The sequence below is a fragment of the Nocardia sp. NPDC127579 genome, assembly GCF_042672005.1.
In the GTDB taxonomy this organism is placed as follows: Bacteria; Actinomycetota; Actinomycetes; order Mycobacteriales; family Mycobacteriaceae; genus Nocardia.
Map to the genome: position 1 here is coordinate 1,248,111 of NZ_JBHXVZ010000001.1, position 26,801 is coordinate 1,274,911.

At 67.7% G+C, this 26,801-nt stretch carries 17 protein-coding genes; 8 read left to right on the plus strand and 9 right to left on the minus strand.

Translation table 11 applies throughout. From position 1 onward, the window contains the following. Positions 1-77 precede the first annotated feature (77 nt). Entirely contained in the window at positions 78-707 is a 630-nt protein-coding gene (locus ACFVMC_RS05325) for a pyridoxamine 5'-phosphate oxidase family protein (protein WP_379207052.1), read from the plus strand. Here ACFVMC_RS05325 and ACFVMC_RS05330 read toward each other — a convergent pair. Next, the gene (locus ACFVMC_RS05330) at positions 694-1,146 is read right to left on the minus strand and encodes a GtrA family protein (RefSeq protein ID WP_379207054.1); all 453 of its coding nucleotides are present in this window, start codon (positions 1,144-1,146) and stop codon (positions 694-696) included. The two genes, ACFVMC_RS05325 and ACFVMC_RS05330, sit on opposite strands and share 14 nt — an antisense overlap. A gap of 250 nt (positions 1,147-1,396) precedes the next feature. Between ACFVMC_RS05330 and ACFVMC_RS05335 the strand changes: the two genes are divergently transcribed. Both ACFVMC_RS05335 and ACFVMC_RS05340 read left to right on the plus strand, forming a co-directional pair. Further along, on the plus strand, positions 1,397-2,881 hold the full coding sequence (locus ACFVMC_RS05335; RefSeq protein WP_379207056.1) for an FAD-binding protein: 1,485 nt from the start codon (positions 1,397-1,399) through the stop codon (positions 2,879-2,881). Continuing rightward, positions 2,878-3,657: a decaprenylphospho-beta-D-erythro-pentofuranosid-2-ulose 2-reductase gene (locus ACFVMC_RS05340; RefSeq protein ID WP_379207057.1), complete on the plus strand. Its 780-nt coding sequence runs from the start codon at positions 2,878-2,880 to the stop codon at positions 3,655-3,657. Before ACFVMC_RS05335 ends, ACFVMC_RS05340 begins: the two co-directional genes overlap by 4 nt. A gap of 79 nt (positions 3,658-3,736) precedes the next feature. Here the strand turns inward: ACFVMC_RS05340 and ACFVMC_RS05345 are convergent, their stop codons facing one another. From ACFVMC_RS05345 to ACFVMC_RS05355, 3 genes are read right to left on the minus strand one after another with little or no spacing between them, the layout of a single operon-like run. Continuing rightward, entirely contained in the window at positions 3,737-4,279 is a 543-nt protein-coding gene (locus ACFVMC_RS05345) for a hypothetical protein (RefSeq protein WP_379207059.1), read from the minus strand. Continuing rightward, complete coding sequence (locus ACFVMC_RS05350; RefSeq protein WP_379207060.1) at positions 4,276-4,545, minus strand: helix-turn-helix transcriptional regulator; 270 nt, start codon at positions 4,543-4,545, stop codon at positions 4,276-4,278. The genes ACFVMC_RS05345 and ACFVMC_RS05350 overlap by 4 nt, the downstream gene beginning before the upstream one ends. A 32-nt stretch (positions 4,546-4,577) precedes the next feature. Further along, on the minus strand, positions 4,578-5,300 hold the full coding sequence (locus tag ACFVMC_RS05355) for a helix-turn-helix domain-containing protein (RefSeq protein ID WP_379207062.1): 723 nt from the start codon (positions 5,298-5,300) through the stop codon (positions 4,578-4,580). Positions 5,301-5,537: 237 nt separating this feature from the next. Between ACFVMC_RS05355 and ACFVMC_RS05360 the strand changes: the two genes are divergently transcribed. The 4 genes from ACFVMC_RS05360 to ACFVMC_RS05375 all read left to right on the plus strand — a co-directional run bounded on the left by ACFVMC_RS05360 (position 5,538) and on the right by ACFVMC_RS05375 (position 12,586). Beyond that, positions 5,538-6,323 carry an alpha/beta fold hydrolase gene (locus ACFVMC_RS05360; protein ID WP_379207064.1) on the plus strand — a complete coding sequence of 262 codons (786 nt, stop codon included), beginning with the start codon at positions 5,538-5,540 and terminating at the stop codon, positions 6,321-6,323. A 253-nt stretch (positions 6,324-6,576) separates the two neighbouring features. Then, on the plus strand, positions 6,577-8,637 hold the full coding sequence (locus tag ACFVMC_RS05365) for a galactan 5-O-arabinofuranosyltransferase (protein ID WP_379207066.1): 2,061 nt from the start codon (positions 6,577-6,579) through the stop codon (positions 8,635-8,637). Positions 8,638-8,704: 67 nt separating this feature from the next. Beyond that, entirely contained in the window at positions 8,705-12,181 is a 3,477-nt protein-coding gene (locus ACFVMC_RS05370; protein ID WP_379207068.1) for an arabinosyltransferase domain-containing protein, read from the plus strand. Between the two features lie 243 nt (positions 12,182-12,424). Then, a complete protein-coding gene (locus ACFVMC_RS05375) occupies positions 12,425-12,586 on the plus strand; it encodes a hypothetical protein (RefSeq protein WP_194816755.1) in 162 nt (53 codons plus the stop codon). A gap of 57 nt (positions 12,587-12,643) precedes the next feature. On the opposite strand, the gene ACFVMC_RS05380 is transcribed toward ACFVMC_RS05375, so the two are convergent. Further along, complete coding sequence (locus ACFVMC_RS05380; RefSeq protein ID WP_379207070.1) at positions 12,644-16,006, minus strand: arabinosyltransferase domain-containing protein; 3,363 nt, start codon at positions 16,004-16,006, stop codon at positions 12,644-12,646. A gap of 133 nt (positions 16,007-16,139) precedes the next feature. Between ACFVMC_RS05380 and ACFVMC_RS05385 the strand changes: the two genes are divergently transcribed. Beyond that, positions 16,140-16,637, plus strand: coding sequence for a peptidylprolyl isomerase (locus tag ACFVMC_RS05385; RefSeq protein WP_379207072.1), 498 nt, complete (start codon positions 16,140-16,142; stop codon positions 16,635-16,637). A gap of 58 nt (positions 16,638-16,695) precedes the next feature. Here ACFVMC_RS05385 and ACFVMC_RS05390 read toward each other — a convergent pair whose 3' ends face one another. From ACFVMC_RS05390 to ACFVMC_RS05405, 4 genes are all read right to left on the minus strand, one after another. After that, positions 16,696-18,240, minus strand: a complete 1,545-nt coding sequence (locus ACFVMC_RS05390) for an acyl-CoA carboxylase subunit beta (RefSeq protein WP_379207074.1) — start codon at positions 18,238-18,240, stop codon at positions 16,696-16,698. Then, the gene (pks13, locus tag ACFVMC_RS05395) at positions 18,240-23,399 is read right to left on the minus strand and encodes a polyketide synthase Pks13 (RefSeq protein WP_379207076.1); all 5,160 of its coding nucleotides are present in this window, start codon (positions 23,397-23,399) and stop codon (positions 18,240-18,242) included. The genes ACFVMC_RS05390 and pks13 overlap by 1 nt, the downstream gene beginning before the upstream one ends. A 191-nt stretch (positions 23,400-23,590) precedes the next feature. After that, a complete protein-coding gene (fadD32, locus tag ACFVMC_RS05400; protein WP_379207078.1) occupies positions 23,591-25,507 on the minus strand; it encodes a long-chain-fatty-acid--AMP ligase FadD32 in 1,917 nt (638 codons plus the stop codon). 194 nt (positions 25,508-25,701) lie between these two features. Next, positions 25,702-26,721 (minus strand): LLM class F420-dependent oxidoreductase, encoded by a 1,020-nt coding sequence (locus ACFVMC_RS05405; RefSeq protein ID WP_379207080.1) that lies wholly within the window; start codon positions 26,719-26,721, stop codon positions 25,702-25,704. Positions 26,722-26,801: the final 80 nt, after the last annotated feature.

The window sequence follows — 26,801 nt, forward strand, 5'->3', positions numbered from 1 at the left end:
TCAGGTATTGGCCCGTACGGTTTCCTCTACACTGGGCGAGATTTGGTGTGCTAGATCCAGCAACCCTAGGGGACACCATGCCCATTCCACCTGTCGGCAGCAGCGGCGAGCACGAACTCCAGGACAGATACGGTACGCGCGATAGAGCCGAACGCTTCTACTCCGATCAGGTACTCGATCGACTGAACCCGGCAATGATCGAGTTCATCGCCCGAATGGATATGGCCTTCCTCGCCACCGCCGACCGAAAAGGCGAATGCGACACCACTTTTCGGGCGGGTCCACCCGGCTTCCTCCATGTCATCGACGAGCGCACGATCGCCTATCCGGAATATCGCGGCAACGGTGTCATGGCCAGTCTCGGCAACATCCTGGAGAATCCGCACATAGGCATCCTGCTCATCGATTTCGTCCGCGACCTCATCGGATTGCACATCAACGGATCGGCCCGCGTCGTCGAGGACGCCACCCTGCGCCACTGCGTCGCCGGGCTGCCGCCGAACCTCAAGGGGCGGATCGCCGAACACTGGGTGATCGTCGACGTCGAGGAGGCTTACATCCACTGCCGCAAGCACATTCCGCACCTGCTGCCCGCACCGCGCGAACAGCGCGAGTGGGGCACCGACAATGTGCGCGCCAAGGGCGGTGACTACTTCGGCGCCAAGGCCGACGCCGCCGATCGGCGCTACGCGCCTAGTGGATCCTGAAGATCACCAGGCGCTGCACCACGAAGTTGATCACCGTGGCCGTGCCCTGCGCGATCACGAAGGCCAGCGGCACCCGCCACCAGTGCTCGGCGATGGCGTAGTACATCACCTGATTGATCCCCACCTGGATCGCGAAGGTGCAGGCATACAGGGCGACCACCGCGATGAAGCGCAGCCGGCTCGGATCGGCCTTGAAGGTCCAGCGGCGATTGATCAGATACGCCGTTGTCGTGCCCGCGACGAAACCGAGCGCCTTGGCGGCGCTGACCGGCAGACCCGCTTTCAACAGCAGGACGTACAAACCGAAATCGACGATCGCCGACAGCCCGCCCGTCAGGGTGAAACGGATGATCTGGGTCTTCAGGTCGACATCGGTCCCGCCCGGCTCGTCTACCAGCGGCAGTTCGGCAGGCAGCGGGAGATGGGGTTCGGCTGACACGCGAGCAGCCTAACGGCCGTCCGCCCGCGGTCGCGGCGCGCGCACCCCCGATGCCCTCCCAAGCGACCGCTCGGGTTCTTTCCGGGCCGCTAACCAGGTGCGATGTTGCCCATATCCCGGCGGCCCCGGTCAGCGCTCGCCTCCGCTGTGTCTGATCTGCGGTGTTCACAACGCCCTCCATGGTCACGCTTCGCTACCGCCTCCGGGCGCTGAGTTCACACCGCCGTGTCCGGTCCTACCTGTAGCCTCTATGCCGATGTCCACGAAAGCTCCGACCTCCACACCGGCCACCGGCAGTGGTACCGCCGACAGTGCGAACGCCAGCGTCACCGCTGCCACGTCGTTCACGCTGCCGACGCGTACCCGCTCGCTGACCGGCTGGGGTCGCACCGCACCGACCTCGTCCGAAGTGCTCGCCACCAGCGATCCGGAACTGATCGCCAAGGCAGTCGCCATGGTGGCCGAGGACAACGACGGCAAGCCCGCCCACCTGCGCCGCGGAGTCATCGCGCGCGGCCTCGGCCGCTCCTACGGTGACCACGCCCAGAACGCGGGCGGCCTCGTCGTCGACATGACCGCGCTGAACAACATCCACCGCATCGACCGCGACACCCGCCTGGTCGACGTGGACGGTGGCGTCAGCCTGGATCAGCTGATGAAGGCCGCCCTGCCGTTCGGGCTGTGGGTCCCGGTGCTGCCCGGCACCCGGCAGGTCACCATCGGCGGCGCCATCGCCTCCGATATCCACGGCAAGAACCATCACAGCGAGGGCAGCTTCGGCAACCACGTGCGCTCGATCGATCTGCTCACCGCGGACGGCACCGTGCAGCACCTCACGCCCAAGCGCAACACCAAGCTGTTCTGGGCGACCGTCGGCGGCAACGGGCTCACCGGCATCATCCTGCGCGCCACCATCGAGATGGCGCCCACGGAGACCGCGTACTTCCTCAACGACGGCCTCAAGACCACCACCCTCGACGAGACCATCGCGGCGCACAGCGACGGCAGCGAGGCGAACTACACCTATTCCAGCGCGTGGTTCGACGTGATGAACCCGCAGCCGAAACTGGGCCGGGCCTGCATCACCCGCGGCCGGCTGGCCACGGTGGACGAACTGCCGAAGAAGCTGCGCAAGCGGCCGCTGAAATTCGATGCGCCGCAGCTGCTGACCGTGCCGAACATCTTCCCGAGCTTCACCGCCAACCGGCTCACCCTGGGCGCGGTCGGCGAGGCCTACTACGCGATGGGCGGCACCTACACCGGCAAGGTGCAGAATCTGACGCAGTTCTATCACCCGCTGGATATGGTCGCGGAGTGGAATCGGGCCTACGGTCCGGCCGGATTCCTGCAGTACCAGTTCGTGGTGCCGACCGAGGCCGTCGACGAGTTCAAGAAGATCATCATCGACATCCAGGCCTCCGGGCACATCTCGGCGCTGAATGTTTTCAAGCTGTTCGGCCCGGGTAACCCGGCGCCGCTGAGCTTCCCCATGCCGGGCTGGAACATCTGCTGCGACTTCCCGATCCGCCCCGGCCTGAACGAGCTGGTCAGCGATCTGGACCGGCGCGTCATGGAATTCGGCGGGCGGCTGTACACCGCGAAGGACTCACGGACCACCGCGGAGTCGTTCCACAAGATGTACCCCCGGATCGACGAGTGGATCAAGGTCCGCCGAAGTGTCGATCCCACAGGCGTTTTCATGTCCGATATGGCGAGAAGGCTGGAGTTGCAGTGATCAATGCCGTTGGTAACCCGCAGACGATTCTGCTGCTCGGCGGGTCCTCGGAAATCGGCCTGGCGATCTGCGCGGAGTACCTGAAGAAGGGGCCCGCCCGCGTCATCCTGGCCATGCTGCCCAACGATCCACTGCGCGAACAGGCTTCGGCGCAGCTGACCGCGGCGGGCGCGAACACGGTCGAGATCATCGACTTCGACGCGCTCGACACCGACAGCCACCCCAAGGTGATCGACGCGGCCTGGGCCGGCGGCGATGTCGACGTGGCGATCGTGGCGTTCGGTGTGCTCGGCGACGCCGAGGAACTGTGGCAGAACCAGCGCAAGGCCGTCCTGACGGTCGGAATCAACTACACCGCGGCGGTTTCCGTCGGCGTGCTGCTCGGCGAGAAGATGAAGGCACAGGGCTTCGGCCGGATCATCGCCATGTCCTCGGTGGCGGGCGAGCGGGTGCGGCGCTCCAACTTCGTCTACGGCTCCACCAAGGCCGGGCTGGACGGTTTCTACCTGGGTCTGGGCGAGGCGCTGCGGCCATTCGGTCCGCGCGTGCTGGTCATCCGGCCGGGCCAGGTGCGCACCACCACCACACTCGAGCACTGGAAGGCGACCGGCGCCAAGGAGGCCCCGTTCACCGTCGACAAGGAAGACGTTGCCGCCCTTGCGGTTTCGGCGTCCGAAAAGGGCCGCGAGCTGATCTGGGCCCCCGGCCAGGTCCGCTACCTGATGTCGGTCATCCGCCACATCCCCCGCCCGGTCTTCCGGAAGCTTCCGCTCTGACCGCAGCAGCACGACAACGGCCCGCACAGTGTGCGGGCCGTTTCACGTTCCCGAAGCTCAGTCATGGAGCCGAATGCGGTCAGGATTCGGGTTCCGGGTCGGGGCGGTTCCAGGCGAGGATCAGGCCGGGGGTGCAGCCGCCGGCGAGAAGGGTGGCCAGGACCATTACGCCGCCCGCGTAGGCCGATTGGAAGGCGCTGATCTCCGGGGCCAGCACCGAGACGAATATCAGGTAGAACACCGGGAGCAGCGTCAAAATCTGGGTGACGGTCAGGCCCGCCGAGCGAGCGGAGTTACGCTGGGCGATCTCGAGTTCGTCGAGGGTTACCGCGGGCGCGCTGTCCTGTACCTGCGAGACGACCCGCAGCATTCCCCAGGCCGGAATGAAGATCAGGGTGGCGGGCAGTATGGCAAGGGCCGCCATCCGCAGGTCGAGGGCGCAGAGCAGCCCGGCGAGGAGCATGACGGCGATGGCCAACACCACGGTGACGGCCAGGGCGCGGCGGCGGCGCCGGGTGCGCCAGCCGGGCAGCAGGCCGGACAGGCGCTGCTCCTGGATCAGCCAGCGGCGGACCCGGTAGTTCTGGTAGCGGTCGAGCAGGTCGCTGGTCACGGTGGTCATGGCCGTCCTTTCGTGTAGATCTCGGCCGAGGAGGCAGTGAATTCGGCGCGGGCGAAGACGGCTTCGATCGGCAGCTCGAAGACATCGCAGATCCGCATGGCGAGATCGAGGCTCGGGTAGTGATCGCCCCGTTCCAGCGCCCCGATGGTCTGCACATTGACGTTCACCGCGTCGGCCAGGGCCGCGCGGCTCATCTTGTGGACCGCCCGCAACACCGCGATTCGGTTGTAGATAGGAAGAGTTTCTCCCCTTCTGACTGGGCTCACACAACACAGTGTTGTAAAAACACAACAATCTGTCAAGGAGATTCGTTGCGGGCCTCGAGGCGGCGCTGCCATTCCTCGGTGGCGCCGCGTAGCGCCTCGTTGACCAGGTGCAGGAGTTCGGCCCAGGCGGCGAAGCGCGTACCGGCGGGAGTGTCGGGGCCGAGGATCTCGGCGGCGCGCTGGGATTCCGCGGCCAGCTCCTGCTGGGTGCGCACGGAGGAGACCAGGTTGCGCAGCCAGATCCCCTCGTCGAGGACATAGCGTTCGCGGCGGGCGCCGGGGACGCGCTCGCGACTGAGCATGCGCTGCTGCTCCAGGAAGCCGATGGCGTGCGAGACCGAGGCGGGGCTGATCCGCAGGCGCTGCACCAGCTCGGCGGCGGTGAGCGCGCCGGAATCGGCGATCTGCAGGCAGGCCAGGACCCGCGACTCCATGCGCGGCATACCTTGGCGCACAAGAAGTTCGGTGACGGATTCGGTCAGTGCGCGCACCGCCTCGGGATCGCGGCCGGGACCGAGGTCGGGCGCGGGCAGTTCGGGCGGCGCGGCTGGCTTGGCGCGGCGCGCGCGCTGACCGGTGGCCCGCTGGGCACGATCGGCACGGTAGCCCTCGAGACCGCCGTTGCGGGTGACCTCGCGCATGATCGTCGACGCGGGGCGGTCCAGGCGGCGGCCGATCTCGGCATAGCCGAGACCGTCGGCCAGCCCGGCGGCGATCTGCTGGCGGTCCTCGGCGGTGAGTCTGCCTCCGGGCATCGGCGGTTCCCTATCGATTCGTAGCGGCGTAATCGCTGCTCAGTATGCACACGAACGCACCTCATTGCAAAGCCGAGCGTTTGGATCTCATTGCGTTTACCTTCAATATCATTGCAATACAAGCTCAACTAACGTGCTGAGCGTGCTATTTGCTTTGAGATTATTGTTGACAGACTTATGAACGCAACGTACCGTCATTCTTGTTCAGAGATTACCGAACAAACAAGGAGCAAGACGATGATCACCACGAACGCCCCCGCCTTCAACGGCATGCTCGAGATCGAGGACACCGCCCTCGCGGTCTCCGACACCGGCGGCACCGGCCAGCCGGTCATCTACCTGAACGGCTGCTACGCCGACACCCGCCCGTGGAAAGCGCTGATCGCCGAGCTGGGCGCGGACTTCCGGCACATCACCTACGACGAGCGGGCCCGGGGCAAGTCCAAGACCTCCGCGGACTACACCTTCGAGGCCAGCATCCGCGACTTGGACGCGGTGCTCGAAGCGACCGGCGCACAGCAGCCCATCCTGGTCGGCTGGTCCTACGGGGCCTCGCTGGCCGCGCACTACGCCGAACGCAATCCCGGCCGGATCGCCGGTGTGGTGGCCGTCGACGGCGCGATGCCCTACGGCCTGACCGGCCCGGAAGGCCGCGAGCAGATCACCGAACTGTTCCAGAAGATGCGGTTCCTGCTGCCGCTGGTGCGACCGTTCGGGCTGGCCGCCAAGATGAGCCTCGCCGAGCACATCGAGGTCAATGTGGAGATCAACCAGATCTGCGCGGAGATGGCCCCGGTGCTGCAGAATGTGCGCGTTCCACTGCGCTACGTGCTGGCCAGCGGCTCCAATCTCGGTGGCGCCGAGGACGAAATGGCCGCCGCGCGGGCCTCGCTCGATCCGATCCTGGCCGCCAACCCGCACGTCACGATCAGCGCCCAGGTACCGAGCAACCATTCGAAGATCCTGCGCAAGGATTTCCGCGCCGTCGCCGCCGCCGTCCGCGCGACCGCCGACGCCGTGTGATCGGCCACCTCGCGCGGCGGCAGTCGGCCCGCACGCACCGAAAACGAAGGCCCCGAACACGACCCGTTCGGGGCCTTCGCCATGCGCGCCGCTCGACAACCGCGCTGTGCGTGGTCCACATGCCCTGTGGATGGTTGGGGGTGGTTCGGCGGTGTGGTTGGGTGAACACGCGGGCCGCGGGTGGCGATCCCAGGCCACTAGGCTGACGCGACGGCTTTACGGTCTAGCAGCGACAGAGGGAACCGGAGGGGCTATGAGTGGCACCGTTGGCGAAGCTGACAGCGCGGCGGCGCCCGGGCGGGTGCGGGCCGGGCTGCGGCAGATCGGGACGGCGCTCGGTGAAGCCGCGGTAGCGGCCATCGTGGCCGCGGTGGTGGCCGCGGTCGGGCTCGTCGCGTTCTCGTTGGTGCAGTGGCCCGCGTTCAACACCTCCCACGTGACCCGCGCGCTGACCACCGTCGGACAGGTCGCCTCGGCCGCGCTGTTGCTCGCGGCGATCTGGCTGCTGCGGACCCGGAAATGGCCGTGGCTGGCGAAAGCGCTGTCCTGGGCCGGGATTTCGGCCTTCGTCACGGTAACCCTCGGTATGCCGCTGGCCGCGACCAAGCTCTACCTCTTCGGCGTCTCGGTCGATCAGGAATTCCGCACCGAATATCTGACGCGGCTCACCGACAGCGCGGCCCTGCGGGATATGACCTACATCGATCTGCCGCCGTTCTACCCGGCCGGGTGGTTCTGGTTCGGCGGCCGGTTCGCCGACCTGCTCGGCCTGGACGGCTGGGAGGCGTTCAAGCCCTACGCGATCGGGTCACTGGCGGTAGCGGCGGTGCTGTCACTCGTGCTGTGGTCCAAGCTGATTCGCGCCGACTGGGCCGTCGCGGTGACGGCCGCGACCACCGCCGTCGCGGTGACCTGGGCCGCGCCGGAGGCCTACAGCGCGGTCATCGTCATGCTGCTGGCGCCCGCGCTCGTGCTGGCCTGGGGCGCGCTGCACCGGCCCGAGCGGCCGGGCCGGACCGCAGGCGGCTGGGGCGCGGTCCTCGGCACCGGCCTGTTCCTCGGCGGCGCGGCGACCTTCTACACCCTGCACTTCCTGCTGGCGGCCTTCGCGGTCGCGCTGATGGGCCTGCTGGCCGCGGTGCTGGCGATGCGCGCGCAGCGGGCGGTCAACCATCCGCGCGGCGGGAAAACCGATGCGGGTCAATCGGTTCGGCGCGGCGGGCAGACCGATCCGGGCCAGCCAGGTCGACGTGCCGGGAAAGCCGGCCCGGGCCAACCGGTGTGGCGCGCCGCGATCCCCCCGCTGGTCCGCCTGTTGGCGATCGCGGTCCTCGCCGGAGTGATCGCGGCCATCGTCTGGCTCCCCTATCTCCTGGAGACGCTGACCACCAAGCTGCCGAGCTCGGGTACCGCACTGCACTATCTGCCGCAGTCCGGTGCCGAATTGCCGCTGCCCATGGCCGAATTCACGCTCGAGGGTGGGCTCTACCTGATCGGCACCATCTGGCTGGTGCTGCGCGTGGGCTCCTCGCGGCGGGCGCAGGCGCTCGGCATGGGCGTGCTCGCCATCTATTTGTGGACGCTGCTGTCCATGGTGGCGACCGCGGCCGGGACCACGCTGCTGTCGTTCCGGCTGGACGCGCCGCTGAAGGTGCTGCTGGCGGCGGCGGGCGCGTTCGGGTTCGTCGAGGGCGCGCGGGCGATCTATCAGGCGCTGAACGAACCGGCCGCGCTGAAGCCGGTCGCGGCCACCCTCGCGGTGCTCGGCGCACTCGCCTTCGCCCAGGACATTCCGCACGTGCTGGCCCCCGAGATCACCACCGCCTACACCGACACCGACGGTGACGGCCACCGCGCCGACGCGCGCCCCGCCTCGGCGGTCCAGCATTACGACGAGGTGGACGCGGCCCTGCTGGAGCGGACCGGCCGTCCACGCGACCAGACCGTGGTGCTCACCGCCGACACCAGCTTCCTCGCCTTCTACCCGTACTTCGGCTTCCAGGCACTGACCTCGCACTACGCGAACCCGCTCGGCGACTTCCCCGCTCGCGCCGCGCTGATCGATCAGTGGAGCAAGCTGAAGACCCCCGCCGAACTCCGCGCAGCCCTGGCGGCCGCCCCGGTGCGCGCGCCGGACGCGTTCCTGTTCCGCAGCAGCGGCGACAACTACACGCTGCGCCTGGCTCGCGACGTCTACCCGAACGACCCGAACGTCGAGCGTTATACGGTCAGCTTCCCGAAGTCGCTGTTCGACGATCCAGCCTTCACCAGCACCGTCATCGGGCCGTTCACACTGGTCACCGTCCGGCACTGACCCTCGCCCTGCGCCGATCCTCGCGGTGGCGTGGGTTACGCGACGGCGGTGGCTAGCATGAACGATCGTGCGAGCGGACCGATCGACTTCAGCGTTCCACCGTTACCGCCTGATCGCCCTCGTCTCCGGGCTACTCGGATTCGTGCTGGCGCTGCTGACCCCGGTCTTACCGGTACAGCAGGATCGGGCGACGTTGGACTGGCCACAACCGGGCAACAGCGCCAGCGTGGCGGCGCCACTGGTGTCGTATGTGCCACTGCGATTGCACGCCGAGCTGCCGTGCTCGATCCTGCCCGGCACCGACGCCACCGTGCTGTCGACGATTCCGGCCGCCTCCGGCCAGTCCACCGCCAAGGGATTGGTGGTCGCGGTGGCCGACGGGACGCTGTCGGTCTTGCAGCGTGATGTGCCGCTGCTGTCCGCGCCGGTCGCGGAGATCGCCGGCTGCACGGCTGTCACCATCGACGCGACCGCCACCGCGACCTCGGTCGAATTCGCCGGTGCGCGACGCCAGGACGGCACTCCGTTCCAGAACACCGTCACCCGGGATATCCGCCCGCAGGTGGTCGGCGTCTTCACCGATCTGGACCAGGCGCAACTGACCGGCGCGCGCCTACACGCCGATATCGATTCGCGCTTCTCCTCCACCCCGAGCGGACTCAAACTGGCCGCCATGATCGGCGCGGCGGTGCTGACCGCCATCGCGCTGCTCGCGCTGCATCTGCTGGACAACTCCGACGGCCGCCGGGCCCGGCGCTTCCTGCCCGCGCAGTGGTGGCGGTTCGGTCTCGCCGACGCGGTGGTGCTGGGCACGCTGCTGCTGTGGCATTTCCTCGGCGCGAACACCTCCGATGACGGCTACATCCTGAATATGGCTCGCGCGTCGGAACATTCGGGCTACATGGCCAACTACTACCGCTGGCTCGGCGTCCCCGAGGCGCCGTTCGGCTGGTCCTACGAGGTGCTGGCCTGGATGACCAAGGTGTCCGCCGCCAGCCCGTGGGTCCGGCTGCCGACGCTGCTCGCCGGTTTCGTGTGCTGGATGGTGATCTCCCGGGAGGTGCTGCCGCGCCTGGGAGCTCGGGTGCGCCGCCACAAGATCGCACGGCGCTCACCCACCCCGTCGACTGCGTCGACTGCCATCCCCCGGTGGACCGCGGGTCTGGTCTTCCTGGCCTTCTGGCTGCCCTACGACAACGGCCTGCGCCCGGAACCGCTGATCGCCGCGGGCGCGCTGCTCACCTGGTGCTCGATCGAACGGGCCATCGCCACCGGCCGGCTGCTGCCCGCCGCGGTCGGCGTGCTGATCGCCGCGTTCTCGCTGGCGGCCGGGCCCACCGGTCTGATCTGCGTGGCCGCGCTGATCGCGGGTTCGCGCCCGGTCCTGGAGATCATCGTGAAGCGGGCACAGGGCCGACGGCCGATCCAGATCGCGGCCGACGCCTCCGCGGCTGAGCATGACAGTGCGGCAACACCTTCCGCACGTGCGCCCGGGAATGAAGGCGGCACGAGCCCATCTGCTGAACGTGATGCGCGAGCGCACGAGAACGACAGCGCGACACCGTCCCAACCCGAGGTGTACGCCGCCGATGCCGCCGACCCGGCCTCCGGTTCCCGGCTCACCACGTTCTTCCGCTACGCCGCGCTGATCGCACCCGGCCTGGCGGCCGGAACCCTGGTGCTCATTGTGGTTTTCGCCGACCAGACCCTGACGACGGTGCTGGAGGCGACCCGGGTGCGCACCATCATCGGCCCCAATGTCGCCTGGTTCGACGAGCGCACCCGCTGGGATTCGCTGCTCATGCTGTCCCCCGACGGCTCGCTGGGCCGCCGCTTCGGTGTGCTGATGATGCTGCTGGCGCTGCTGGTGTGCGTACTCCAGGTACTGCGAAAGGGCCGGATTCCCGGCACGTCTCGCGGTCCGTCGGTGCGCATTCTCGGCATCGTGTTCGCCTCGCTGCTGCTGATGATGTTCACCCCGACCAAGTGGACCCACCACTTCGGTGTCTACGCCGGGCTGGCCGGTTCGCTGGCCGCGCTGGCGGCCGTCGCGGTGGGTAGCGAGGGGATCCGGTTCCGGCGCAACCGCGCGCTGTTCGCGGCGGCGGTGCTGTTCGTGCTGGCCATCACCTTCACCGGCTCCAACGGCTGGTGGTACGTCTCGAGCTACGGCGTGCCGTGGTGGGACAAGGCGCCGTTGATCGCGGGCAAGGGCCTGTCCACCCTGTTCCTCGGGCTGGCGGTGCTGGCACTGCTGTGGGCGATCTGGGAGCACTACCGCGCGCCCTACCAGCGGGATGTTCCGCCGCGGCGTTTCGATCGTTTCGCCTCCGCGCCGCTGACCATCGCGGCGGCGCTGCTGGTGCTGTTCGAGGTCGCGTCGCTGGCCAAGGCGGCGGTCACCCAGTACCCGGCGTATTCGATCGCCAAGTCGAATCTCGATACGCTGCGCGGTGATCCGTGCGCCCTGGCCGACGCGGTGCTGGTGGAGACGAACACCGCGGATTCGCTGCTGCAGCCCTTCGACGGCGCTCCGGCGGACGGATTGTCCGCGGAATCGACGGGTTTCACCCCGAACGGCGTGGCCGCCGACCTGACCGCCGACCAGGAGGAAACCGTCTCCGGCGGCGCGAATTCGATCAGCACCGACGAGAACAAGACCACCAACACCACCGGGGCGGGCACCGGCGGCGGCACCAGCGCGCAAGCCGGAATCAACGGCAGCACGGTGGCGTTGCCGTTCGGCCTGGATCCGGCTCGCACGCCGGTCCTGGGCAGCTACAGCGCCGACGCGCAGACCCAGGCCAAGCTGACCTCGCAGTGGTACCGACTGGATCTGACCGACGCGGTGCGCGATGATCCCGCCTACCAGGTGCTGGCGCTCACGGTCGCGGGGCGCATCCGCTCGGTGGACGCTGACGGGGTGGTGACCTACGGGCAGGAGCTGCGCCTGGAGTACGGAACCCGCCGCGCCGACGGTGAATTCGAGACGCTCGGCGCGGTCGATCCGCTCGATGTCGGCCCGGCCCCGTCGTGGCGTAACCTGCGCGTCCCCCTGGACCGTCTGCCCACGGGCGTGAACGCGGTGCGCCTGGTGGCCGTCGACAACGACATCACCCAGCGCCAGTGGCTGGCGGTCACCCCGCCCCGGCTGCCCCGCCTGGCCACGCTGAATTCCGTGGTCGGCTCGAGTGATCCGGTACTGCTGGACTGGCATGTCGGCCTGGCCTTCCCGTGCCAGCGACCCTTCGACCACCACGATGGCGTCGCCGAGATACCGCGCTGGCGGATCCTGCCCGACCGGGTCGGCTCGGACGCTTCCAATGCCTGGCAGGACGATATCGGCGGCGGCCCGCTCGGCTGGACCGAACTGCTGGCGAAGGCCGAGACCGTTCCCACCTATCTCGAACACGATTGGGGCCGGGATTGGGGTGCGCTGGAACAGTTCACGCCCTACGATCCGGCGGCCGAGCCGGCGCGGATCGGCGCCACCGTGGTGCGGCGCTGGGGTGTGTCCAAGGACTCGCCCATCCGGATCCCCTGACCGAATGGGCTACCGGCACGCTAACGCCTGTGCTATCTATTTCTGAGCACGGTGCGCACCTGCCGGTGACCCGGTACCGCAGACCGTTCACATTGTGTAGAGATTCCGCCACGGTAACGCTCGAGCGAACTGTCCAAGATCACGAAAGCGGTTGCCGCAGTGACCGTTTCGCAACGATGACACCTTCGTAACCGATGCGCCGAAATAGAGACCGATCCGCCTCCGGGACGTAATGTGTGCGGTATGACAGCGGCGTTCGATGACATGGGTCTGCGCGATCTCGTCGATCTGCTCACCGACGAGGAGCAATCGGAATTACGTCCCGAGGTGCTGCGAGTTCTCGGTCGTCTGCCCTCGCAAGAGGTGCTGCGCCGCGAACTCGGCCGACGGATGTTGAAGGTATAGGTCACTACTCACGAGAAATGCCCGCCGAGCACTGCTCGGCGGGCATTTCGCTCGCGCCTAGAACACCCGCATCTGTCCCGGTGTCCAGAAACCCCAGCGGTTCTCGGTGCCGGTCCGCAATTGCGCCTGAGTGGCGGGCAGGTACTGGTCGTAGCGTTCGAGCGAACCCCAGTCCCGCGCCCAGTCGTCCTTCAGGTACGTCGGCAGGGTGGTCGAGCGGGCCAGCATCTGACTGAAGCCGAGCGGACCGCCGAACTCCTGGGCCTGCCAGGTATTGGTGGAGCTGATGGCCAGCGGCCGGTCCGGCAGGATGCGGAACTTCGGCACCTCGGCGACACCGTTGCGGTGCAGGAACGGCTGCTGGCACGGGAACTGCAAGCCCACCGCCCAGTCCTCCAGGATCGGCTGCTCAGAGCCGAGGAAGCTGTTGAGCGACTCCAGCTTCGGCATGCGCGGCGGGGTGAACGCCAGCCACTGGTCACCGATCAGGATCGGGTCGCTGGCCACCAGTCGCACCGTGTCCGCTTCCGGCGCGATCTCGTCCAGCGGCACCCGCAGGTTGCGCCAGGACGGGAACGGGCCGATATCGCGCGGCAGATAGGTGCCGAGCTTCTCGACGCTGCCGTCGGGCAGGCGACGACCGTAATCGACGGTGAGCGACTGGCCGTAGTTCAGATCGCCGGTGTCGTCGAAGGACAGGATGCGACCCGCCGCCGAGATAACTACCAGCGGCTTGTCCGCCGAACGCGGGGCCAGTTCGTACCAGCTCGAGGTCAGCCGGGCGGGCTGCTGCACGCCGGGCTGGTAGCTGCCCATGATCGGAGTGGTGGCCGGGTTCAGGCCGAACGGCAACGCGACATCGGAGCCGTTCACCCCGACCGCGCCCTTACCGCCGCCGGTGCCCGCGCTCTCGCCCTCGGCGAAGGCGGCGCCGACGGACTGGGTGGAGGTATTGCCGGTACCCGGCTTCACCTCGACACTGTCGGCGGACAGATCGTTCGGAACGCCGTTGGGGCTGAACCCGACCGGCTCCGCGCCCGCGAGCGGATCATCGTTTACCGGTGGATTCGCCGGATCGATGATCGGCTGCAACCGGCCCGCGTTCGGATCGGCTTCCACCAGGACGTCATTGGCCAGACCGCACGAATCACCGCTGATCGCATCGATGTTCGAGCGCGCCAGCGAGTAGGCCGGGTACTGACTGTAAGCGCCCTTGACCAGCGAGAGCACCTCCAGCGCCACCATGGCGGCCGCGACCAAGGTCAGCGGAATCGCGGCGAACTTCCGAATCCGGCGCCCGCGCGCCGACTTCGACGAACTCTCCGGCTTGGCATAGCCCTCACGCAACGCGTGCCAGGCCACCAGCGCCAGCGCCAGGCCGAACAGCACCAGCATCAGGGTGTTGCCCTGGTAACCCTGCAACGAGATCCGCTTGTCGAACCAGGGCACCCCGAAACTGGAGACGTACCAGTAGCCGTTGATCCCCGAGAAGGACACCGCGAGCACGAACAGCAACCCGGCCAGGAAGATGGCCCGGTTCTTGCGATGCCGCAGCGCCGTGGCCGATACCGCGACCGCGGTGACCGCGGCCAGCGAGCCGGCGATGCCCGCGTACGCGCCGAAGTGGTGCGTCCACTTCGTCGGGTTGAACATCATGAAGAAGATGGTGCCGAAGACGATGCCCATCAACCGCCAGGTCGGACCACTGGCGATCCCGGCCACCTGGCGGCGGCGCAGGAGCACCAGCATGGTGGTGAACAGGCACAGCAGCATCACCAGGAAGGCGAAGCGGCGCGGCAGCGAGCCGTCGACCGTCTCGACGAACAGGTAGTAGTAGCGCAGATAGTCCTCGTACCAGGCCAGATTCGGGCCGGTCGCCTGCCGCACCCGGTTGGCCTCCTGGATCGCCGAGAAGGTCTGATCGCTGTAGACCACGGTCAGCACCAGCACGCCCGCCGCGGCGATCGGCGCCAGCAAGGGCAGGGTCGAACCCCACCAGGCCGACGCGCCCAGCTTCATGAAGTCCCGGCGGCGGCGCACCACGATCCGAATCAGCGGACGGATACCGGCGAGCAAGGCCGCCACACACATAAGACCGGTCGGCGCGGCCGCCAGGGTGAAGGCGGCGATCAGCACCGCGGCCGCCGCGGGCAGCAGGCGTCCGGTCGCGATCGCGCGTTCGATCGACACCCAGGTCAGCAGCGCGCCCAGCGCGACGATCGGCTCGGAGCGCAGACCGTTGTCGTAGGGCAGCCAGAAGGCCAGGAACACCAGGCCACCGGTCCACAGCGCCACCTTGCTGGTACGCACGCCGCGCCCGAGCCGGGGCACGACCTCGCGACTGATCACCATCCAGCAGAAGATGGCGCAGGCCAGCGCGGGCAACCGGACCCACGGACTGGCCGTGGAGATCTCGGCGAACACCTGGATCACGTAGTAGTACCAGCCGAACGGCGCCTCCGGGACGCCGTACCAGCGGAAGTAGTTGGCCATGTATCCGGCCTCCGGTGCCACCCGGACCATGCTGAGGATGTAGCCGTCGTCGGAGGTGTTGGCGCCGAGGAAATGCCAGACCAGCAGGGTGCCGATCACCGCGCCGTCGGCCCAGGTCGGCTCGAGCCAGTGGGCGGGCAGGAAGCGGCGGTGGCCGCGGCCGTCGCTGGTGTCGAGCTTGGCCAGCGCGCCCAGCGCGATCAGGGTCAGCAGCACCGCGGCGAGCATCGCGACCAGTTTGGTCACGGTCGGGGTGGTGCTGAACCGAGTGTCGATCACGGACTCGAACGACAGACCCGCGGGCGCCGCACCGCGCAAATCCGAGAAGACGCCGACGATCTGCGGCCGCAGATCGCCCGCCAGCTCACCGGCCAGCAGTTCCGTCACGGTGACAGGCGGCGCGCCCTCGACCGGCCGCTCGACCGTGCGCTCCAGTCCGACGAACTCGGCCCGGGTCTTGTCGCTGTCGGAGGTGATCAGAATCGACGAGCACTGCCCCATCTCCGACCGCGCGGCGGACGCCACCACCGCGTTGCGGTCGATCACGTCGACGCTGCTGTCGGACACCCGCACGAACAGCGCGCTCAGCGCCGCCTGATCGCCCTGCGGCGGCGCGGTCGCCAGCAGCATGCCGCCCTGCTCGGGCAGCGACTCCACCGCCGCACACGGAATCGACGCCTTCAGGCTCATCGGCACCTGCGACATCAGCGGCGCGGTGACATTGCCGAGCTGCCCGGCCTGCGGCCAGCTCAGTGTCGCGGTCGTCTGCGTCACCGGCAGGAAAGGAGTAGCCAAAGCCAGTAGCGCACCTAACAACCCGGTGATCAGCGCGATGGTGCGCGCGGTCCGGAAATCGCGTGGGGCGACCTCCGGCGCGGGGGCCGGGCGTTCGAGTACGGCGGTGGCGGCGTCTGACACGGTTGGCAATGCTATCTGTAGCGGTCGCTCCCGGTACACCAGCCGGTGCCCGCCCTGGTCACGCTCCTGAACCGAGGTAGTCGAAACACCGAAATCGACCCGAGTGACAGACCGTCGATCGGGTATTTGGCAGGGTGGGGGTATGACCAAGGTGAATCTCGTAACGAATTACGGACCGATCGTCCTGGAGCTGGACGACGCCAAGGCGCCGAACACGGTGCAGAACTTCGTGAGCTACGTGAACTCCGGCCACTACAACAACACCATCTTCCACCGCGTCATCCCGAACTTCATGATCCAGGGCGGCGGCTTCGAGCCCGGCATGCGTCAGAAGGGCACCCAGGCGCCGATCCAGAACGAGGCCACCAACGGCCTGAAGAACGCCAAGTACACCGTCGCGATGGCCCGCACCAACGACCCGCACTCGGCCACCGCGCAGTTCTTCATCAACACCTCCGACAACGAGTTCCTCAACCACTCGGCGCCCACGCCGTCGGGCTGGGGCTACACCGTGTTCGGCAAGGTCGTCGAGGGCAACGAGGTCGTCGACAAGATCTCGGCCGTGTCCACCGGTTCCGCGGGCATGCACCAGGATGTCCCGAACGACGACGTCGTCATCGAATCGGCGACCATCGCCTGAGGAAGACACGAATCGGGCCGTCTCCCAAGGGAGTACGGCCCGATCTCGTTCGAGGGGTTTACAGCGGGATCAGGTGGTGCTTGCGCGGGTAGCGCACCATCTTCTTGTCCTGCAACATCTTCAGCGCCCGCCGCAGCTCCAGCCGGGTCGCCGACGGCTCGATGACCGCGTCCAGGTAACCCCGCTCGGCCGCCAGCCACGGCGTGGCCACGGTGGCGTTGTAGAAGTCGATCATCTGGCGGCGCATCGGTTCGCGCTGCTCCTCGGGCATGGCCTCGATCTGCTTGCCGCCCATCAGACTCACCGCGCTCTCGGCACCCATCACCGCGATACGCGCGGTCGGCCAGGCCAGATACACATCCGAACCCAGCGCCTTGGAACCCATGACGGCCCAGCCGCCGCCGTAGGCCTTACGCACCACCACGGTCACCTTCGGCACCGAGGCCGCGGTGTAGGCGAACAGGAACCGGCCGCCGCGCTTGATGACGCCGATCTTCTCCTGCTCCACACCCGGCATGAAGCCCGGGGTGTCGACGACCAGCACCAGCGGGATCTCGTAGGCGTCGCACATCCGGATGAAATGCGCCGACTTGTCCGAGGCCGCCGCGTCCAGCGCGCCCGCGTAGTGCATGGGCTGATTGGCGACCACGCCGACCGGGCGGCCGTCCACCCGGGCGAAACCGGTGATGACGTTCTGCGCCACCTGCCCGCCGATCTCGTGGAACGCGCCGTCGTCGAAGATCCGCAGCAGCACCTCGTGCATGTCGTATCCGGCGTTGTCGGAATCCGGGACGATCGTGTTCAGCTCCAGATCCGAATCCGTGACTTCCGGCTCCAGACCCGGGTTCACCACCGGCGGCAGCTCGACACAACTCGACGGCAGATAACTCAGGTAGTCCCGCACCCATTCGAACGCGGCCTTCTCGTCCTTGGCCACATGGTGGATATTGCCGTAGCCGGCCTGGCTGCGGGCGCCGCCGAGCTCCTCGATGCTCACGTCCTCGCCGGTGACCTCGCGGATCACCTTCGGGCCGGTGACGAACATGTGCGCGTCCTCGGTGGCGACCACGACGTCGGTGCAGATCGGCTGGTAGACAGCGCCACCCGCGCAGTTGCCGAGGATCAGCGAGATCATCGGCACATAGCCCGACAGCGGTTCCATCGCGGTGGCCAGCTGGCCGTACCAGTGCAGCGAGGTCACCGCCTCCTGCACGCGGGCGCCGCCGGAATCGTTGATACCCACGATCGGGCAGCCGATCTTGGCGGCGAACTCCATGGTGGCCACGATCTTGCGGCCGAACATCTCACCGACCGAACCGCCGTAGACGGTCTGGTCGTGCGAGAACACCGCGACCGGGCGGCCGTCCACCAGGCCGTGCCCGGTCACCACGCCGTCGCTGTAGAGCGCCTTCTTGTCGTTCGGATTGCGCACGAGCGCACCGATTTCCACGAAGGTGCCCGGATCGAGCAGCATATTGATCCGGTCGCGGGCGCTGGGTATCCCCTTCTTCGCCCGCTTGGCCACCCCCGCGTCACCCGTCGGCTCCTGCGCGAGCTCCAAACGCTGACGCAGGTCGGCGAGCTTTTCGGCAGTTGTGCTCACTACGCTCCCTTCGCGATCTCGGTGAGCTTGGCGGCCAGATCCGTGCCGATCTTGCCGATTCGCGGTTCGTCGACGATCTGCAGGTGATCACCCGGGATGTGCACGATCTCCAGGTTCGGGATGAACTCGTCCCAGCCACCGTTCGGACGGCGGTCACCGTAGCGCGGTTCCAGCTCGATCGCGCCGTCGTGGTAGCGGTCGGCGAGGTAGAGCACGACGTGTCCGTCGTAGCGGGTGGGCTCGGCCTGCTGCAGCGCGCGCTGTTCGATCCAGGAGGTGCGCTGATGTTCCAGCACGCCGCCGGGAATCTTCGCGCCGCTCAGTTTGACCAGATCCATGATCATCTTCATCTGGTCCTCGTCGCTGGCGGCGGCCAGCTCCTCGATCTGCTCGCGGTCCAGTTCGTGCGGCACGTTGTAGGTCTTCTTGGCGAAGGCCTGGTAGCGCTCGAGCCGGCGGACGCGCTCCTGCGGGCTGTTGTCCTCCTTCTCGACCGGCATGGCCAGGTCGATCAGGCCGACGGTGCGCACATCCGCGCCCGCTTCGCGCAGCAACTGCCCTACCTGCAGAGCCAGCACCGCGCCCAGCGACCAGCCGTACAGCACGTACGGGCCGTCGCCCTGGAGTTTTTGCAGCTCCGGCAGGTACTGGCGAGCGCGCTCCTCGATCGAGCCGTCGACGCGTTCGAAGCCGTACATCGGCGTATCGGCGGGAAGCCGCTTGAGCAGCGGTTCATAGACCAGCGTGTTGCCGCCAGCCGGATGGAACACGAAGACCGGCACGGCCTTCGAGCCTTCGGTGCGCGCCCGCAACGGCCGGATGAAGCCGTCCACATCGGCGCCGCTGTCCTGCAATTCGCGCACGATATCGGCGAGCTGTTCGATGGTCTCGGAGTCGAGCACGTCGTCGACGGTGATCTCCGCGCCGACCCGCTCGGTGAGCCGCGTCGCCAGCTTCTCGGCGATCTCCTCTTCGAGAATCGGCAGGGTGTTGAAGATGCCGCCCGCGGATTTGCCGGTGACCAGGGCCCAGGTGCCGTAGACCAGTCGCTCGGCCGCGTCACGCGGCGGGACATCGTCTTCGGATTCGGCCTCGTAGGCCACGCCGCCGAATACCGATTCCTCGGCCACCGGCGCGGCCTCGGTCGCCACGGCGGCCTCGGCCACCAGTGCGCCCGCCTCGGACTCGATGGCCTCCTGCTTCACTTCCGCCGCAGCCGCTTTCGCGACCGCGGCCGGGTCCTCGCCCGCTTCGATGGCGGCGCGGGCCTGCTCCACGAAGTCGGCGTCGATGCTGACGTCCTCGCCCGCGGCCTGCCGCTCGGCGATGGCGGCGACCTCGTCGCGGTGCTCGATGGCGTAGCGCAGCACCTTGCCGACCTCGGTCAGGTTGGCATCACGTACGGCCTGGATCTGGAGCTGTGGGATATCGAATTCGTATTCGACGCGGTTCTTGATCCGCATCGCCATGAGCGAGTCGAGCCCGAGCTCCATCAGCGGGATCTCCATCGGGAGGTCCTCGACGGCGTAGCCCATGGATTCGGCGACGATCAGCGCGAGGCGCTGCTCGAGCGTCTGGCTGCCGTTGGGATCCCAGCGGTCGCCGAAGGATTCGACCACCGCCACCTCGGTGGCCGCGCTTTCGGCCGGCGTGACCGCCTGCACCGCAACGGGTTCCGGCAGCGGAGCGCCCGAGGTGACGACACCGTCGAACAGCAGCGTGAAGGTCTTGCCGTCCTTGGCGTGCACCTGCGCCGCCGCGCCGCCCGGGTACGGGGTCAGCGTCGTGGTGAGCGTGCCGGTCACCGGGATCGGCGCGTACGCGTAGGACGCGCCCGCCTCGACATCGGAAAGCACCTGCGCCGCAGCGGCTTTCACCAGTGCGCCGAGGTCGGCGACGGCACCGGCCCGCACCTCCCAGACGTGGCGGCCATCGGGCAGGGCGACGTGCGCGCCCGGCGCCTTGGTGTTGCCGCCGCCGCTGGTGATCGCCTTGCCCTTGGGCCAGAACTCCTTGCGCACGAACGTGGTTCGCGGAATCGCGGCGTACGGTCCGGCGGGCAGCAGCGAGGTCAGATCGACCCGGTGGCCGTTGACGTAGAGCTGGGCCAGCGCCGCGATCACGGCCGCCGACTCGTCTTCCTTGCGCTTGAGGGTGGGGATCAGCGCGGCATTGGGCAGCCCCGCCGCGAAGGTGGTCCCCATGACCTGCATCAACGCCACCGAATTCGGCGCGAGCTCCAGGAATGTGGTGATGCCGGAATCCACCGCGCGGCGCACCGCGTTGGTGAAGTACACCGAGCCACGCATATTGGTGACCCAGTAGTCCTCGTCGTGCACCGGGTCGTTGCCCGCGGCGTAGACGGTGTCCTTGTGCACGGTCGAGTAGAGGTCGACCTTGAGCTTGGTCGGCTCCAAACCGGCCAGCTCCGCGGCCAGTTCGCCGAGCAGCACATCCATCTGCGAGGTGTGGCCCGCGCCGCGGGTCTGGAGTACGCGGGCGAACTTGCCCTGCTCCTCGACCTTGGCGACGATGGCGTGCACCTGATCCGGCGGACCGCCGATCACGGTGTTGGTCGGCGCGGCGTACACCGCGACCTCGATTTCCGGATAATCCGGCAGCATGGCCTCGACGGCCTCGGCGCTCAACTCGACCAGCGCCATATTGCGCACCTGGTCGTCGGTGATCATCTGCTCGCCCTCGGCCATCAACCGGCCGCGCGAGCAGATCACGCGCACCGCGTCTTCCAGCGGCAGCCCACCGGAGATGTAGGCGCCCGCGACCTCGCCCTGGGAGTGACCGACCACGCCCTCGGGCTCCGCGCCGTGCGCGCGCAGCACCGCGGCCAGACCCGCCTGAATGGTGAAGGTGCCGACCTGGCCGGTACCGATATCCCAGTCCTGGGCGTCGTCGAGCATCATCTCACGGACCGAGTAGCCCGCCTCGTCCACGACGAGTTCGTCGATCTTGTCGACGGTTTCGCGGAAGATCCGGTTCTCGGCGTAGAGCTGTTTGCCCATCTTGCGGTGCTGTGCGCCGAAACCGGCCATCACCCACAGCGGGCCTTTGGCGGCGGGCGCGTCGACGGTGAAGACGCCGTTGCCCGGCTTGCCCGCGGCGATCGCGCGCAGACCGGCGACGGCTTCCTCGTGATCCTTGGCGATCACGACACCGCGCGAACGCCAGTGGCTGCGCTTGGCCAGCGAGCGGGCCACATCCTCGAGCGGTACTTCTTTACCGTCGGCCTCGAGCCAGTCGGCGAGTTCCTGCGCGGCCCGGCGGCGGCGCGAGGGCAGATAGCCCGAGACCGCCAGGATCACCGGCAGCGGCTCGGCGCGCGCCCACTCGGGCTCGGCGACCTCGACCGGTGCGGCCAGCATCTTCTCGGCTTCGGCCAGGACGTCGGTGGCCTCGACCTCCGCGTCCGCGGGCGCGGATTCGGCCGAGGACGGCGCGGCCGGAACATACTCCTGCACGACCATGTGCGCATTGGTGCCGCCGAAACCGAAGCCGGAGATACCGACCGTGGCGACGCCGCTGTAGCGCGGGTACTCCGTCGGCTGCTCGACGACCTTCAGGTTGGCCTGCTCGAACGGGATGAACGGGCTCGGACCCGCGAAACCCAGATTCGGCGGAATGACATTGTGCTGGAACGACATCACGACCTTGGCCAGGCTGGCCGCGCCCGCCGCGGACTCCAGGTGACCGAAGTTCGTCTTCGCCGAACCCAGCAGCGCGGGCTTGTCGGCGTCGCGGCCGCGACCGACCACCCGGCCGAGCGCGTCGGCCTCGATCGGATCACCGATCGGGGTGCCGGTGCCGTGCGCCTCGATGTAATCGACCGTGGTGGGCTTGATGCCCGCGTCGCGGTAGGCGCGGCGCAGCACATCGGCCTGGGCATCCGGGTTGGGGGCGAACAGGCCGTTGGAGCGGCCGTCGTTGTTCACGGCCGAACCCTTGACCACGGCGAGGATATTGTCGCCGTCGCGTTCGGCGTCGGCCAGGCGCTTGAGCACCACCAGGCCCGCGCCCTCCGAGCGCACCATGCCATCGGCATCGGAGGAGAACGCCTTGATGTGACCGTCCTTGGCGACGGCGCCGTTCTTCTCGAAGCCGAGCGTCGCGACCGGGGCCAGGATCATGTTCACGCCACCGGCCAGCGCCACGTCGGCGTCGCCGTCGCGGAGGGCGCGCACCGCCTGGTGCACCGCGACGATGGTCGAGGAGCAGGCGGTGTCGATGGTGACCGACGGGCCACGGAAGTCGAAGAAGTAGGAGACGCGGTTGGCGATGATGCCGGTCGACGCGCCCAGCAGCGCGTACGCCTCCGCCGAGATCGGCACGTTCGGATCGATGTCGCCAAGGCCGAGCGCCGCGATCAGCTGGAAGTCGCTGGTGGAGGAGCCGATGAACATGCCGACCGCTTCGCCGCGCAACTCGCTCGCTGGAATCCGGGCGTGCTCGAGCGCCTCCCAGGTCAGCTCCATCATCAGACGCTGCTGCGGGTCGACGCGTTCGACCTCGACCGGTGACATGGCGAAGAACTCCGCGTCGAAGCCCTTCACCACGTCCTGGTCGAGATAGCCACCGAGCGTGTTGGATTCCTCGACGATCTGCTTGACGGCCGGGTCCGCGGTGAACTCTTCCCAGCGGCCGTCCGGCAATTCGCGGATGCCGTCACCGCGATTGATCAGGAATTCCCAGGTCGACTCCGGGGTGTCGCCCGCGCCCGGCAACCGGGTGGACAGGCCGACAATGGCGATGTCGTGCGCCTCGCCCGGCGTGTATCCCGCGTAGAACGCGTCGTCGGCGGACTCCTCGGGCAGTTCCGGGACACCGTTGACGACCACGTCGGCCAGCGAGCCGATGGTCGGATGCTGGTACACGACGGTGGCATTGAGCACCACGCCGGTCAGTTCCTCGATGTCACCGCCGAGGGCGAGCGCGTCCCGCGAGGCCAGCCCGAATTCCTCCATCGGCCGGTCCGTGGTGATGTTCTCCAGCGGTTGCCCGGTCGCGTCGGATACCCAGCGCCGCAACCACTCTCGCAGTTCCGCCACCGAGATGTCGGGGTTGGTCGCATCCTTGACCGGTGCGACCGACACGTCGGTGTCGGCGGCGTCGGTCGTCTGGGTCGGTGTGCCCTCGTTGTCAGCCATCAATTCCTCAAGCTACCTGTCTGCGTACCGGGCGCGCCGCGAATTGACGCTCGGTGGTGGTTACCCCGCGCGCGGTCGCCCGGGCGTGATGTCGAGCGACCTGCAAGCAGATTAGCGCCCGCGAGTGGAGCCGTTGCCGAGCGTCGTCGATCGGCAGCCGGACTCCGTCATCGCGGGCGGTGTCCGACTATTTATTCGGCATCCGGTGCATCGGGGAAAGCCTGCTGCGTGTAACCGCCGCGCAGCGTGCCACCGACATATTCGGCCTTGCAGGCACGCCGGGCGATCTTGCCGCTGGAGGTGCGCGGGATCGAACCCGCCGGTACCAGCAGCACATCCCGCACGGTGACACCGTGGCGCTGCGACAGCGCGGCACGGACCGCGTCGGCGATCGGCAGCGGATCGGCCTTGCCCGCGCCCGGGCCGCGCTCGCCCACGATGACAAGCTGCTCGGAGGCGTCGTCGGCGTCGAACTTCAGGCCGGAATGGCTGCCCTGCTCGAAGACCTCGGGCGGCAACTGGTTGGCGGGCACGGAGAACGCGGCCACGAAACCCGGGCGCAGCGCGGTGGAGGCCTCCTGCGCGGAGAACTCGAGATCCTGCGGGTAGTGGTTGCGTCCGTCGACGATCACCAGGTCCTTGACCCGGCCGGTGATGTAGAGCTCGCCTTCGAAGTAGACGCCGTAGTCGCCGGTGCGCATCCAGTTGGCGTCATCGGCGGCGCCCTCGGCGTGGCTGTTCTCGGCGTTGCGCTTGCTGATCTTGTTCTGGAAGGTCGCGGCGGTCTCGTCCGGGCGATCCCAGTAGCCGATGCCCATGTTGTTGCCGTGCAACCAGATCTCGCCGACGTGGCCGTCGGGTAGCTCGTGGCCACCGTCACCGTCCACCGTCGCCGGATCGACGATCGCGGCCCACTGCGATAGCGCCACATAGCCGCAGGACACCTGGGCGATAGCGTTCTCGGTGCCCTGGGCGACCTTCACCATGCGGCCGGCATTGAGTTCGCCGCGGTCGACATAGACCACCTTGGCCTCGTCCTCGGCCTTGGTCGCCGACACGAACAGCGTCGCCTCGGCCATGCCGTAGCACGGCTTGATCGCGGTCTTCGGCAGACCGTACGGCGCGAACGCCTCGTTGAACTTCTTCATCGAGGACGTGGTGACCGGCTCCGAACCGTTGATCAGACCCAGCACATTGGATAGGTCCAGCGACTCCCCGGCCTTGGGCAGGCCACGCACGGCCGCGTGCTCGAACGCGAAGTTCGGTGCGGCGGCGAAGGTTCCGGCACCGTCGGAAACGGCGGCCAGCTCCTTGATCCACCGGTACGGACGGCGCACGAACGCGCTCGGCGACATGATGGTGATGTACTTGCCGCCCACGGCGGGCAGGATCACCGTCAGCAGACCCATGTCGTGGAACAGCGGCAGCCAGGTGACGCCGCGCGAACTCCAGTCCAGGTTCAGTGCCTTGACCATCTGGAGCAGGTTGGTGCCCACGGCCCGGTGGGTGATCTCCACACCGGCAGGCACCCGGGTCGAACCCGAGGTGTACTGCAGATAGGCGATGTCGTCGACCTTGATATCCGGGCGCACCCAGGTATCGCCGACGCTGTCGGGAATCGCGTCGACCGCGATGATGCGGGGACGCTGCGAGGCGGGCAGCGCGCGGAAGAACTGGCGCACCCCGGCCGCGGACGAGCTGGCGGTCAGGATGGCCGACGGGGTGCAGTCGCCGAGCACGGCGTGCAGACGATCGGTGTGGCCAGGCTCGTCCGGATCGAACAGCGGCACCGAGATGCAGCCCGCGTAGATCGCGGCGAAGAAGGAGATCACATAGTCCAGGCCCTGCGGCGCCAGAATGGCGACTCGATCACCGGGCTTGGTGACCTGCTGCAATCGAGTGGCCACCGCGCGCAGCCGAACACCGAACTCCTGCCACGTCAGCTCATGAACTTCACCGTCGCGTTCCCGCGAGTAATCGATGTAGCGATACGCGAGCGTGTTCGCGTCGTTGCGGGTGTGCTTCTCGACGTGATCGACCAGGGTCCGACCCTCGGGAATAATGATGTTCCCGGTTTCGTCCAGGTAGTCGTCGAAAGTCTCTTCCATTCCTTCTTCTCCTCCGAGGCACACACAGCAATACGGCAACTAAGCCGCTGTCTACCTGTGAGGCCCCGACTCGCTAACGCCCCGCGGGTCGCTCTTCGTGCATGAGCCAGCCTGCGAATCTGGTGCGGTCTGCGCGGCGACCGCATATCGGCTAGATGTACCCAAACCGTTGTTATGTTACAGAGGAGAGCCGCTCACTCATCCCTCAGCAGGGGGATAACCGGAGCGAACGCGTCCATCTGGGTGGGGAATACGCCGACGTAGGACATCGACGTGAGTTGCCGCACACGTTTGATCTGCTCGGCGATTTCCTCGAACGTCCCGATCGCCACGTAGGGCGAGTTCAGGATCTCCTCGACCGACAGTTCGACGTCCACCTCCAGGTCCGGGTGCAGGCCACGGCTGATGGCGTTCAGCGCCATCTCCGCGGTCTTCTCCCGATCGTCGGTGATGACGATGGCGGTGATCGCCCAGTTCAATTCGATCTCGTTGAACCGATCTCCGGCGGCCTCCTTGATCAGCTCGACCTTCTCGATGGTCTTCTCCATCGTGATGCCCGAGATCAAACCCTTGCCGCCCTTGGTGGTGACCGGCACCACCGAGATGATGTCGGCGTGCTTGGCGGCCAGGCGCAGCATCTTCGGTCCGCCGCCGCCGGTGCAGATCGGCGGACGCGGGCCCTGCCGCGGGCGCGGCGTCCCCTTGATGCCGTCGACCTGGTAGTACTTGCCGTCGAAGGTGCATTCCTGGCCGCGCAGCAGCACGTCCAGGATGGTCAGCGCCTCATCGAGTTTGGCGATTCGGACACCGGGGGTGTCGTAGGTCAGTCCGGCGGCGAGATATTCGTCCTGCTTCCAGCCCGCGCCCAGGCCCACCTCGAGCCTGCCCTTGGACAGCACGTCGATGGTGGCCAGATCCTTGGCCAGCACCACCGGATGGCGGAAGCCGTTGGCCAGCACCGAGGTTCCGAGGCGGATCTTGTCGGTGGCCTGGCTCAGCGCGCCCAGCGCGGCGATCGGGCCGATCTGATCACCCAGGTGGTCCGGGACGACGAAGGTGTCGAACCCGTACTCCTCGGCCTGCTGCGCCGTCTGGATGAACTTGCGGGCCCCGCCCTCCTGCTTGTTCCCCTCCCCCGCTGCCGCGAAGCGGAAGGGACGCAGCGGCGTACCCAGCGCGGACAACTCACCGACCGGTGCGGCGGCTTGTGTCATGAACTCATGCTCCTGGCGGTTAGACGCGTCTGAACTTCAGCGCACTTTACAACGTGATGACCGATCGCAATGCGAATGTC

Excerpts from the sequence above, each read along its gene's own strand:
- ACFVMC_RS05325 (WP_379207052.1), top strand. The coding sequence starts at position 78 with ATGCCCATTCCACCTGTCGGCAGCAGCGGCGAGCACGAACTCCAGGAC.
- ACFVMC_RS05335 (WP_379207056.1), top strand. The coding sequence starts at position 1,397 with ATGCCGATGTCCACGAAAGCTCCGACCTCCACACCGGCCACCGGCAGT.
- ACFVMC_RS05345 (WP_379207059.1), bottom strand. The coding sequence starts at position 4,279 with ATGACCACCGTGACCAGCGACCTGCTCGACCGCTACCAGAACTACCGG.
- ACFVMC_RS05355 (WP_379207062.1), bottom strand. The coding sequence starts at position 5,300 with ATGCCCGGAGGCAGACTCACCGCCGAGGACCGCCAGCAGATCGCCGCC.
- ACFVMC_RS05360 (WP_379207064.1), top strand. The coding sequence starts at position 5,538 with ATGATCACCACGAACGCCCCCGCCTTCAACGGCATGCTCGAGATCGAG.
- ACFVMC_RS05365 (WP_379207066.1), top strand. The coding sequence starts at position 6,577 with ATGAGTGGCACCGTTGGCGAAGCTGACAGCGCGGCGGCGCCCGGGCGG.
- ACFVMC_RS05375 (WP_194816755.1), top strand. The coding sequence starts at position 12,425 with ATGACAGCGGCGTTCGATGACATGGGTCTGCGCGATCTCGTCGATCTG.
- ACFVMC_RS05385 (WP_379207072.1), top strand. The coding sequence starts at position 16,140 with ATGACCAAGGTGAATCTCGTAACGAATTACGGACCGATCGTCCTGGAG.
- pks13 (WP_379207076.1), bottom strand. The coding sequence starts at position 23,399 with ATGGCTGACAACGAGGGCACACCGACCCAGACGACCGACGCCGCCGAC.
- fadD32 (WP_379207078.1), bottom strand. The coding sequence starts at position 25,507 with ATGGAAGAGACTTTCGACGACTACCTGGACGAAACCGGGAACATCATT.
- ACFVMC_RS05405 (WP_379207080.1), bottom strand. The coding sequence starts at position 26,721 with ATGACACAAGCCGCCGCACCGGTCGGTGAGTTGTCCGCGCTGGGTACG.